Annotated in this window: 13 protein-coding genes; 12 read left to right on the forward strand and 1 reads right to left on the reverse strand. The window is 47.3% G+C overall.

The annotated features are described in order from the left end of the window. The 7 genes from ABUA34_RS12680 to ABUA34_RS12710 form a co-directional block, all read left to right on the forward strand. Positions 1-1,721, forward strand: a 1,721-nt coding sequence (locus ABUA34_RS12680) for a DUF885 domain-containing protein (RefSeq protein WP_349823425.1), incomplete at its 5' end; no start/stop codon positions are given. A 138-nt stretch (positions 1,722-1,859) separates the two neighbouring features. Further along, complete coding sequence (locus tag ABUA34_RS12685; RefSeq protein WP_349823426.1) at positions 1,860-3,521, forward strand: S8 family peptidase; 1,662 nt, start codon at positions 1,860-1,862, stop codon at positions 3,519-3,521. 9 nt (positions 3,522-3,530) lie between these two features. Continuing rightward, a complete protein-coding gene (locus ABUA34_RS12690; RefSeq protein ID WP_015533895.1) occupies positions 3,531-3,941 on the forward strand; it encodes a hypothetical protein in 411 nt (136 codons plus the stop codon). Between the two features lie 101 nt (positions 3,942-4,042). Next, entirely contained in the window at positions 4,043-4,645 is a 603-nt protein-coding gene (thrH, locus tag ABUA34_RS12695) for a bifunctional phosphoserine phosphatase/homoserine phosphotransferase ThrH (RefSeq protein WP_015533894.1), read from the forward strand. Between the two features lie 14 nt (positions 4,646-4,659). Beyond that, complete coding sequence (locus ABUA34_RS12700; protein ID WP_015533893.1) at positions 4,660-5,154, forward strand: hypothetical protein; 495 nt, start codon at positions 4,660-4,662, stop codon at positions 5,152-5,154. A gap of 41 nt (positions 5,155-5,195) precedes the next feature. Continuing rightward, complete coding sequence (locus tag ABUA34_RS12705; RefSeq protein WP_055273339.1) at positions 5,196-5,549, forward strand: hypothetical protein; 354 nt, start codon at positions 5,196-5,198, stop codon at positions 5,547-5,549. 3 nt (positions 5,550-5,552) lie between these two features. After that, complete coding sequence (locus tag ABUA34_RS12710) at positions 5,553-5,903, forward strand: DUF308 domain-containing protein (RefSeq protein WP_349823427.1); 351 nt, start codon at positions 5,553-5,555, stop codon at positions 5,901-5,903. Between the two features lie 74 nt (positions 5,904-5,977). Here the strand turns inward: ABUA34_RS12710 and ABUA34_RS12715 are convergent, their stop codons facing one another. Next, on the reverse strand, positions 5,978-6,526 hold the full coding sequence (locus tag ABUA34_RS12715; RefSeq protein ID WP_118018156.1) for a hypothetical protein: 549 nt from the start codon (positions 6,524-6,526) through the stop codon (positions 5,978-5,980). Between the two features lie 140 nt (positions 6,527-6,666). Between ABUA34_RS12715 and ABUA34_RS12720 the strand changes: the two genes are divergently transcribed. The 5 genes from ABUA34_RS12720 to folB all read left to right on the forward strand — a co-directional run. After that, complete coding sequence (locus tag ABUA34_RS12720) at positions 6,667-7,548, forward strand: polysaccharide deacetylase family protein (RefSeq protein ID WP_349823428.1); 882 nt, start codon at positions 6,667-6,669, stop codon at positions 7,546-7,548. Beyond that, entirely contained in the window at positions 7,523-8,872 is a 1,350-nt protein-coding gene (locus ABUA34_RS12725) for a bifunctional folylpolyglutamate synthase/dihydrofolate synthase (protein ID WP_349823429.1), read from the forward strand. The genes ABUA34_RS12720 and ABUA34_RS12725 overlap by 26 nt, the downstream gene beginning before the upstream one ends. Further along, positions 8,872-9,363, forward strand: a complete 492-nt coding sequence (locus tag ABUA34_RS12730) for an HD domain-containing protein (protein ID WP_349823430.1) — start codon at positions 8,872-8,874, stop codon at positions 9,361-9,363. Before ABUA34_RS12725 ends, ABUA34_RS12730 begins: the two co-directional genes overlap by 1 nt. Before the next feature lie 59 nt (positions 9,364-9,422). Beyond that, the gene (folP, locus tag ABUA34_RS12735) at positions 9,423-10,232 is read left to right on the forward strand and encodes a dihydropteroate synthase (RefSeq protein WP_015533887.1); all 810 of its coding nucleotides are present in this window, start codon (positions 9,423-9,425) and stop codon (positions 10,230-10,232) included. 19 nt (positions 10,233-10,251) lie between these two features. Next, positions 10,252-10,659 (forward strand): dihydroneopterin aldolase (gene folB / locus ABUA34_RS12740; RefSeq protein WP_349823431.1); only part of this gene is annotated, 408 nt, incomplete at its 3' end.

The following is a 10,659-nucleotide window of genomic DNA, read 5'->3' on the forward strand; positions in this document are numbered from 1 at the left end:
CAATAAAGGATAATGCGGACGACTACACAAAGGTGCAGAAGGAGTTCGAGGAATATCTGCACGATGAGTATGTGGACAGTGTGACATCGGACACACTCTCGTACAACTATGAGATAAAGGATGGGGATGCCCTTGGTATTCCTGAGCCGGAGGTATCTCTGGGCGATTCGGATATGAGCGATGAGGGAATCAAAAAACGTAAGGCTGAGTTTGATGAGTCCTTTGACAAGCTCAAGTCATTTGACAGGGACGATCTCACGGAGAGCCAGCAGCTCACATACGATATACTTAATCAGTATCTGGAGACGGAGTCAGAGGGTTATCTGAACATATACCTCAGCGAGCCGTTCTCACCTATGAAGGGACTGCAGTCGAATATATCCACATATTTCACAGACTACCGTTTTGACGACAAGGGTGATGTGGAGAGATATCTTCAGGTGCTTGGAATGGTAAGGGATTATTTTGATGACAATCTAGAGTTTGAGAAGACAAAGTCCGAGAAGGGATATTTTATGAGTGATGCCGTGTGCGATAAGGTCATCGAGCAGTGCGAAGACTTCATCAAGGACAAGGACAATCACTTCATGATACAGGTGTTCAACGATAACATCGAGGCGCTGGACTTCCTGACTGCGGACGAGATAGCGGACTTTGAGGAACAGAATAAGAAGGCCGTTGCGGAAAGTCTTATACCTGCATATGAGGATGTTATAGATGTGCTGTCATCGCTCAAGGGAACCGGTAAGAATCAGGGTGGTGTGTGTGGCTATGAAGGTGGTAAAGAGTATTACGCTTACCTTTTGAAGGACGCTGCGGGAACTGATAAGACACCTGAGGAAGTGGCACAGATGCTGGATGACAACCTGTCAGATCTCATGACAGATCTGTATTCCATAGCCATGACACAGTACGATTCATATGAATATTTTGTGGAGCACTACGATGACCTCTTTGGAGACAGTGACTCAAAGGAGCCTTCAGAAATAATAGATATACTCATGAATACAGCCACCAAGAACTACCCAGACTTTGGAGAGATAAAGTATCAGGCGAAGAAGCTTGATAAGAGCCTTGAGGATATTCAGGAGAATACGCTGGCATACTATATGTCACCTGCGATCGATGACCAGGACAACAACCTTATCAGGGTAAATGGCAAACATACGGATGGTATGTGGACCACACTTGCCCATGAGGGATATCCGGGACACATGCTGCAGAATGCATACTACATGTCAACAGATCCTGAACCGGTACGTACCATATTAAGCTTCCTTGGATACAAGGAGGGCTGGGCAATGTATGCGTGCTATGATGCCATAAACTATTACACATTTGATGGGGCATCTGATTCGGACACCGTTGCAAAACTGTACAGGTTAAACGATGAGATCAATTATCTCATAAGTGGAAGGATCGATATAGGAATCAACTATGAGGGCTGGTCACTGCAGGAAGCAAAAGATTACCTGAATGAAAAGGGATTCAACGGCGATGCTGCCGACGATCTGTATACTACCATGATAGGTGATCCTGCCGTATACCAGAGTTATTCAACAGGCTTCTATGAGATGCAGGAGATCAGGGATTATGCTGAGGAACAGCTTGGATCAAAGTTTGACCTGAAGGAGTTCAATACAGTCGTTCTCGAGACAGGTCCATGCCAGTTCAATATCCTGAAGCAGCAGGTTCAGAAGTATATTGATACAAAACAATAAAATAGAATATAGCCGGTACATATAATGTACAGATGGAGACATACCGCAGCCGGAGAAATTTCCGTGCTGCGGTATTTTTGTGTAAAGATTCGGAATTTGCTGCATATACTATATAGATTGCCCCTGGAGGGATGTGCGGTGATATCAGATGCTGCTTACTCAGAGGATTATGTGGAATATATAATAGAATACAACGGAGACAGGGAAGCTCTGATGGATCTGTATCAGCCATACGGGCTCAACATAATAGACGACAGATATGCGGTGGCATATCAGCCGTTTCCGGCCGGGTATATGGAGAGTTTTTCAAGGCTTGAGTACAATCTTTTCCCCAAAGTGTACGGCCTGATGGACGACGTGGGAGCTCTTGAGGCTATAGGGGTTATCAATATCCAGCAGGAAAATATACTCGGACTCACCGGAAAGGGGATACTGCTTGGCATCGTTGATACGGGGATCGATATATTTGGCAGTTCATTTGTGCGGGATGGGGGTAAGACAAAGATACTTGCGGCGTGGGATCAGACTGTGGAGGAGGCTGACAACGCATCATACGGCTACGGCAGGGAGTATAGCACGGAGGAGATACAGGCTGCTGTGGATGAGAGACAAAGGATATTGACGGATACCACCGGGCATGGAAGCTTCTGCGCGGGAACGGCTGTGAGTGTGGCTCCGTCGGCAGACCTGGTGGTGGTGAAGTTAAAGCAGGCAAAGCAGAATCTACGCAGTTTTTATGGTATTCCATCGGATGCAAATGCGTACAGTGAGGTTGACATAATGACAGCGATAGCATATCTGCTTGAGCAGCAGAAAAAGCTGCGCATGCCTATGAGCATACTCGTGACGCTTGGGACCAACAGTGGAAGCCATACGGGGGCGGAAGCACTTGACAAATATATAAACAACATAGGAGAGCTTCAGGGGCTTGCGGTGTCTGCTGCCGGTGGCAACGAGGGGAGAGCAGGACATCATTATTCCGGAATCGTCACAGGGGCATACGATGTCGTTGAGATCGATGTGGCAGATCGCAACAGCTTTACACTTGAGATATGGGGTAAGTCCACCAATACCTACTCGGTGGCCATAGAGATTCCCGGCGGGGAATTTATAGAGAGGATATCGCCGAGGTATGACAGGAGCTCGATCATCCGTCCGATATTTGGAGGTGGGATGATATATGTCGACTATTTTCTCATAGAGGATTCTGCTGGGCAGGAGCTCATCATGCTCAGATTTATAACCCCGGCAAATGGTATATGGCGGATAAGGGTGTACGGTGTTGGAACCACGGAGCTCAGCTTTAACGCGTGGCTGCCCATAAGCAGCTTTGTATCCCCGGGGACGAGATTTGTGTCAAGTGATCCGGGGGTGACCATAACCAGCCCGGCGGTGGCGGAGACTGCGATATGCACTTGCGCATATGATCACTCAAATGGTAATCTGTATATAGACAACAGCAGAGGCTATACGGCGGACGGCAGGGTGAAACCGGATCTTCTCGCTCCCGGAGTGAATATAAGGGGAGAAGGAGCCAGCGGGGAGACGGTTATAAGAAGCGGCACCTCAGTGGCGGCTTCATACACTGCGGGCTGCAGTGCCATCATGCTTGAGTGGTCGTATGGGAGAAAGATGATAAGGAATATAAACGGCAACCAGATAAGGGGCTACCTGATAAGGGGAGCGGTGAGACCGGGAAGTTCGGGCGGGCTTTTGGAGATCAGGCAGTATCCGAATCCCGAGTGGGGATATGGCTTGCTGAACATTTACAATACATTTGAAAGTCTCAGGAATGTGTGAGGATAAGTTATGGGAAGAACGTGCAGAGAAGAGCTGGCGAGCGGCGGTACGCTAATAATAAGTGAGAATGACTTCAGGATAGAGTATTTCTTCCCGGGGCCGGATGGACGCTATGGTGGAGTGAGGGTCAATATTCCGGGAAGGAAAGTTGAGACCTATATGAGGGCATGGCAGAAGAATTATGAAAGGTACGAAGAGCTTCAGAAGGCGGCGGGTGCAAGTGTGGTGAAGAGACCGGCTGCGATGAGAGGTGAGTGCGGAATGACGATACGGACCGGTTTCATGGACGGAGTATACCTGAAGGGAAGCCACATGAGAGTGACGGAAAGGGTGCAGCTCGACATGATAATCCGGGATTATGGATACGCTCTGGACAGATGGAAGAAGTCTGGGCAAATGCCTGAAAGTAGTGATTGTTAGTCTGCGTGATACTGTGCTATAATGCATCTGTGTGGTCAGAAACGGGAGGAGTATGACATGCATTAATTCACACTATTTATAAGAACGGAGGATAATATAATATGTATATAACATGTCTTGATTTAGAGGGAGTACTGGTGCCTGAGATTTGGATCGCATTTGCGGAGGCAAGCGGAATACCTGAGCTTAAGAGAACAACAAGGGATGAGCCTGACTACGATAAGCTCATGAACTGGAGACTTGGTATACTTAAGGAGCACGGACTTGGACTCAAGGAGATACAGGAGACTATAGCAAAGATAGATCCTATCCCTGGAGCAAAGGAGTTTCTGGATGAGCTGAGATCCATAGGACAGGTGATAATCATAAGCGATACATTTTCACAGTTTGCAGGCCCTCTCATGAAGAAGCTCGGTTATCCTACAATATTCTGTAATGAGCTGATCGTTGCAGATGACGGTGAGATCACAGGCTTCAAGATGAGATGCCCACAGTCGAAGCTCACAACAGTCAAGGCTCTGCAGTCAATCGGCTACGACACTATAGCAAGCGGTGACAGCCACAACGATCTGGGAATGATCTATGCGAGCAAGGCAGGCTTCCTGTTCAAGAGCACAGATCAGATCAAGGCGGATAATCCTGATCTTGAGGCATTTGAGACATACGATGAGCTTCTTGCGGCCATCAAGAAGGCAATGGACTAGTTGGAGATACAGATATGAAGTACAAGAGTGTAGATGAGATCGAGACGCTCTCTTTCAGGGATGCGACTCTGATCAGATGTATATATTCGGAGAAGCAGGGAATCCTGGAATTTGAATTTGACGGCGCGGTAGTCAGAGAGGACAACTCTGCAAATGAGCTCTATACTGACAGATATGCCAGTGATATGCAGGTCAGATTCACTGAGCCTGAGATCGAGGCACTTCTGCTCGAGGGCCATAAGTATTACGATGCGAACGATGTCCTCCAGGAGTCAGTACCGGATAAGCCTGTGGACAGGGCGGACTATGAGGATGTGCTGAAGAGCTTTGAGGGCAAGGTTGTATTTTATTCGGGCCAGCCAAAGGAGATGCTCAAGTCTTCGGAGAATGCTGACAGAAAATGCTATCAGATGATAATAGATGTGGATGAGGAATCCTATGTTCTGAGTTTTTACTATGATAAGGTGATCGCACAGTGGGAGCACTTTATGAACAAGGTGATGAACTAGCCTGACGGTTCGGCAGGGATCAGGAAAGGAAGATGCGGCAGATGGCAAAGAGGATACGCCGGTATATAGCATATATTGATGAGCTTTTAAAGAGGAATGATGTGGACTTTGCACGGGAGGCAGAGAGACATCTCACGCAGGTAGGATTTTTCATGCATGAGAGACTTATCCACCTCATAGTGCTGGTATTGTTTGCCGTATTGACGGTTGCAACATGTATAACATTTGTCGTGACGGCCAATATATCGCTGCTGATACTTGCACTTGCATTCATGGTGCTGCTTGTTCCATACATAATGCACTATCATCTTCTTGAGAACAGTGTCCAGTATATGTATGAGCAATACGACAGAATGCTCGAGAAGGCGGGCATAGATGCGTTTGTAAACAGATGATTGGTGAAAGGCGGTAAAGCATATATGTTCAATTTCGTTATGGGTATCGTGATGATCGGAATAGGCGCAATAAGTGTGGCTCATGCATTTTTTTCAAAAAATATGGCGGGCTTCATATTCTTCGGCATACTGATGATCGGATTCGGAATAGTGGAGCTGGTCAGATCCAGGGGCGTAAAGGCCAGAAAGAAGGCTGCCAGAGACAGAGAGTTTGACATGTACAATCTCATTGCGTCGGAGATGGGAGTCAAGATCAATCCGCTCACAGGAGAGATGCTGAGCTCAGACAAGAAGGGTGAAGACGAACAAGTGACTGTTACTGAAGCTGATGATGCAGCGGATGTGGCAGAATAAGAACATAGAATAAAGCGGCATGGAGGTTTTCAGATACCTCCGTGCCGCTTGTTTTTTCATGCGGGATATTTCATCTATTTATAATCAGAGAAATCATACTCTGCAAATGTCTTCCCGTGCTCATCGGATCTGTACACCTTGCCATCGCTGGAGTCGATATAGAAATCACCGACCTTGGTGTCGCCCTCTTTATTGTTGTCGTGGAGCTCGATGTGGTAGCCTGTTTTTCCACCGGAAAATTCTGTGAGATCCTTGTCACTGTTGGCAACCTCGAATCTTCCGTCACCTGCGGGAAGCTGATCCATGAACCAGTCCTGGGCATCATCGAATGAACCGAAGATGCCTGACACGGTGTTTCCCACGCCGTCAGCGACATCCTTTACACCATCGGCCACGCCGTCAGCGACATCCTTTACAGCGTCGGCTGCTCCGCCTACAACGCCTTTGTCAGATGAGTCGGTGCTGTTTCCCTCAGAGCTGTTACCATTCTGAGCCTCAGATGTTGTCTGGGTGCTGGCTGCTGAAGATGAGCCAGTGCTTGAAGCACCGTTTGAATTGCCACAACCACAGAAGAGGATCATGGTGAGTGTCATACACGTCACAAGTAAAAAGTATTTTTTCATTGTACATGTTCTCCTTTTTTTAATATTTGCTATTTATATTCTCCGTATATCTGAGAAATATTCATGGCATAAAAAATAGACACATAATTAAAAATAAAAAATAATATAATAGAAAAAATGCTATAGGCGGCGAGGATCATTTGAAAAAAATTGACAATGTGCAGGAGGTGACTGACAGATGGCAGTATATTATGCTGGCGGTCGCCATATTTCTTGCCATAATTTTCTGTTGTTATTACATAATCAGCCAGTCGAGGTGGGGCTTTTATACTGCCGGAGGGCCGGTCAGGCAGCAGGCAAATGTCCTGGGGGCGGATGAGAGCACACCATCGGATGTGGATGGGGCAAATGATACCGGGGAGATGCAGCCGGAGAAGGACGAAACGGAGTCTGATGCGGAGCCGGAGATAACGAAGAGGGCGTATCTCACATTTGACGATGGACCATCCGGGAACACCGGGGAGATACTGGATATCCTTGATAAATACGATGTGAAGGCAACATTTTTTGTCGTGGGGCGCAACGAGAGCTACTATGATGACTACCGGGATATAGTGGACAGGGGACATACACTGGGACTTCATTCGTACACCCATGATTACGATAAAATATATGCAAGCCTTGCTGATTTCTCCGAAGATATTGAGGAATTGCGAAATTTATTGTATGATGTAACAGGTGTAAATTGTGTATATTACAGATTCCCGGGTGGCAGTTCAAATACGGTATCCAGAGTGGATATGAACACCCTGATAGACTATGTGAATGCCGAGGGGCTTATATATTATGATTGGAATGCGCTGAACAATGATGCCGTGTGTGGCAGCTACACGCCGGAGCAGCTTGTCGACAATATCATGAAGGATGCACTGCAGCACGACGATGTGGTCATATTGATGCATGATCTTGAGTCGAGGCACACCACGGTGGAATCACTGCCGATGCTCATTGAAAGACTCCGGGATGATGGGTATGAGCTGCTGCCTATAGATGAGAATGCACCACTTATCAGGCACAGATGAGAAGGGACGGACATATGCCATGACTTATGAAGAGGCAAGAAGTTATATAGAATATACGGACACCATGGGAAGCGTTCTGGGGCTTGACAGTATAAAGGAGCTGCTGAGAAGGCTGGGCGATCCGCAGGACGCAGTCCCGGTTATACATATAGCAGGAACAAATGGCAAAGGTTCAATATGCGCATTTCTGGACGAGATACTTGAGAGTGCAGGATACAGTGTGGGAAGATATATATCTCCGACGATATTTACATATCTTGAGAGATTTCAGATAGATAAGGGATATATGTCTGAGGAGGATTTTGCCGTATATCTTGAGACGGTGAAAGATGCAGCGGATGACATGGTGTCGGACGGCTGGGGAAGGCCCACATCGTTTGAGACGGAGACAGCGGTGGCGTTCTGTTATTTCTGCGACAAAAAGGTCGATTTCCTTCTGCTTGAGACCGGAATGGGAGGCCTGGAGGATGCCACAAATGTGTGCAGCCACCCGGTCTGTACGATAATAGCAAGTATAAGCATGGATCACATGCATTTCCTCGGGAATACCCTGAGGGATATATACAGACAGAAGCTTGGAATATTGAAAAAGAACTGCCCATGTGTGGCGTACCCGCTTGCCTCAGAGCTTGAGGATATGTGGGATATGGCATGTGAGCAGAATAATATATCGGACTTGGCGGTACTTATCAGGGAGAAGGATATAGAGATATGCGGAGAGTCTGTTGATGGAAGTGAATATATATATGGCAGACAGAGATACGAACTTCAGGTTCCGGGCATATATCAGATATATAACAGTGCCACAGCGGCTGCGACCGCACATGTTCTCATGAGGCTTGGATATGAGCTGACTGAGGATGACATAAGGAGAGGACTTAAAGCGACGTTCTGGAAGGGAAGATTCCAGAAGCTTATGGACAAACCTCTCATGTATGTGGATGGCGCGCACAATCCGGGAGGCTGGAGAGCACTTAGACAGAACATAGATGAGTATTTTGCCGGAAGAGACCTCATATATATATGTGGGGTGTTCAAGGACAAAGACTATGAGCAGATGCTCAGGATCATGATGCCGGGGGCTTCTGCGTTCATAGCAGTTGAGCCGGATAACCCGAGAGCACTTTCAAGGCATGAGCTGAAAAAGCTGGCAGGGACATATATAGATGAAGTCTATGAGCAGGAAGATGTGGACGATGCCGTGAGGCTGGCGATGACGCTGGCTGATGGCAGGCAGGATCCGGTGGTGATGGTATTTGGCTCGCTGTCATTTATTGGGCCGATCATAGACCGTGCGGAACATGGAGGATATATAGAAAGCTGATGCAGACAGAGATGGACAGAGTGGACAGGATCATATACAACGATGAATACAGACGTCTCATGGAGACTGTGCGGAACAAGGAGACCGACAGGATATTCTGCCGGCATGGACTTGAGCACTGCCTGGATGTTGCCAGGATAGCGTATATAATGAATATCGAACAGGGATATGCGATAGACAGGGAGATCATATATGCCGCGGCACTTCTTCACGATGTGGGACGGGCAGATCCTGAAGGCACCGGCAGGAAGCATCATGAGCTGAGTGTTGAGTATGCGGGCAGGATACTGGAGCAGTGCGGATTTTCCACGCAGGAGAATGCGCGGATATGTGATGCCATAGGCTCACACAATACAGACGGTGCTGAGCGGGAAGGACTGGCATATGTGTTGTATAAGGCGGATAAGCTGTCTCGAAACTGTTTTGACTGCGAGGCATCAGATCAGTGTTACTGGCTGGAGAGTGCACGCAATACAGGGATAAAATATTAAGGGAAGTACCAAGGGATCGCACGTCATGTGCGGATATTTAATATCTGGAGGATAAAAGGATGATAATAGGAAACAAGACATTTGAGAGTGGAAAAGAACCTTATGTGATGGGGATACTGAATGTGACTCCGGATTCATTTTCGGATGGAGGACAGCATAACACCATGGACACAGCTCTGTTTACCACAGAGAAGATGATAGCTGAGGGTGCTGTGATAATAGATGTTGGCGGTGAGTCCACAAGACCTGGATATACAAAGATATCGGATGAGGAGGAGATAGAGAGGACCGCACCGATAATAGAGGCGATAAAGAGAGATTTCGACGTGGCAGTATCACTCGACACATACAAGTCTGCGGTGGCTGAGGCGGGTATACATGCAGGTGCAGATCTCATAAACGATATATGGGGACTGAAGTACGATGAGAAGATGGCAGCTGTCATAGCGAAGTATGACAAGGCGTGCTGTCTCATGCACAACAGGGAGAACACAGATTACACAGACTATCTGGCTGATGTTGTATCAGATCTGGATGAGTCGGTTAACATGGCTCTGGCAGCAGGCATAGACAGGGACAAGATCATGGTGGATCCGGGAATAGGATTTGCAAAGGATCTGCATCAGAATCTGCTTCTAATGAACAATCTGGAGCTTCTCCACAAATGGGATCTCCCGATACTCCTCGGAACGTCGAGAAAGTCGATGATAGGACTTACACTTGATCTTCCGGTGACCGAGCGCGAGGAGGGAACAGTTGCCACATCAGTGCTTGGGCTTGTGAAGGGCTGCGATTTCTTCAGAGTACACGATGTGAAGAGCAACTACAGAGCACTCAAGATGACGCATGCGATGCTGAGTGCCAGATAACATATAGCGGAGGTGCGGTATGGACAGTATCAATATAAAAGGACTTGAGGTATTTGCACATCACGGAGTGTACAGGGAGGAGAATGTCCTTGGACAGAAGTTCGTGGTGGACGTATCCATGCAGGTGTCGACCCGGGAGGCCGGTAGAAGTGATGATATAAGAAAATCTGTGAACTATGGCAGCGTGTGCGATGACATACAGAAGGTCATGAAGAACAGAAATTATAAATTGATAGAGACTGTGGCTGAGGAGATAGCAGACATGATACTTCTCACTTACGATGATGTGAGAGGGGTAAATGTGACGGTGAAGAAGCCGTGGGCTCCGGTCATGGTACATGTAGATACAGTGTCCGTGTCCATAAGCAGAAAAAAGCACACAGCATATCTTGGACTTGGGTCAAATATCGGCGACAGGGAATCATAT

The organism is Coprococcus sp. RTP21428st1_C9_RTP21428_210409 (assembly GCF_040227395.1).
GTDB classification, from domain to species: domain Bacteria; phylum Bacillota; class Clostridia; order Lachnospirales; family Lachnospiraceae; genus Coprococcus; species Coprococcus aceti.

Coding starts and splice junctions, on each gene's coding strand:
- ABUA34_RS12690 (WP_015533895.1), top strand. CDS start 3,531: ATGGGAAGAACGTGCAGAGAAGAGCTGGCGAGCGGCGGTACGCTAATA.
- thrH (WP_015533894.1), top strand. CDS start 4,043: ATGTATATAACATGTCTTGATTTAGAGGGAGTACTGGTGCCTGAGATT.
- ABUA34_RS12700 (WP_015533893.1), top strand. CDS start 4,660: ATGAAGTACAAGAGTGTAGATGAGATCGAGACGCTCTCTTTCAGGGAT.
- ABUA34_RS12705 (WP_055273339.1), top strand. CDS start 5,196: ATGGCAAAGAGGATACGCCGGTATATAGCATATATTGATGAGCTTTTA.
- ABUA34_RS12715 (WP_118018156.1), bottom strand. CDS start 6,526: ATGAAAAAATACTTTTTACTTGTGACGTGTATGACACTCACCATGATC.
- ABUA34_RS12725 (WP_349823429.1), top strand. CDS start 7,523: ATGCACCACTTATCAGGCACAGATGAGAAGGGACGGACATATGCCATG.
- ABUA34_RS12730 (WP_349823430.1), top strand. CDS start 8,872: ATGCAGACAGAGATGGACAGAGTGGACAGGATCATATACAACGATGAA.
- folP (WP_015533887.1), top strand. CDS start 9,423: ATGATAATAGGAAACAAGACATTTGAGAGTGGAAAAGAACCTTATGTG.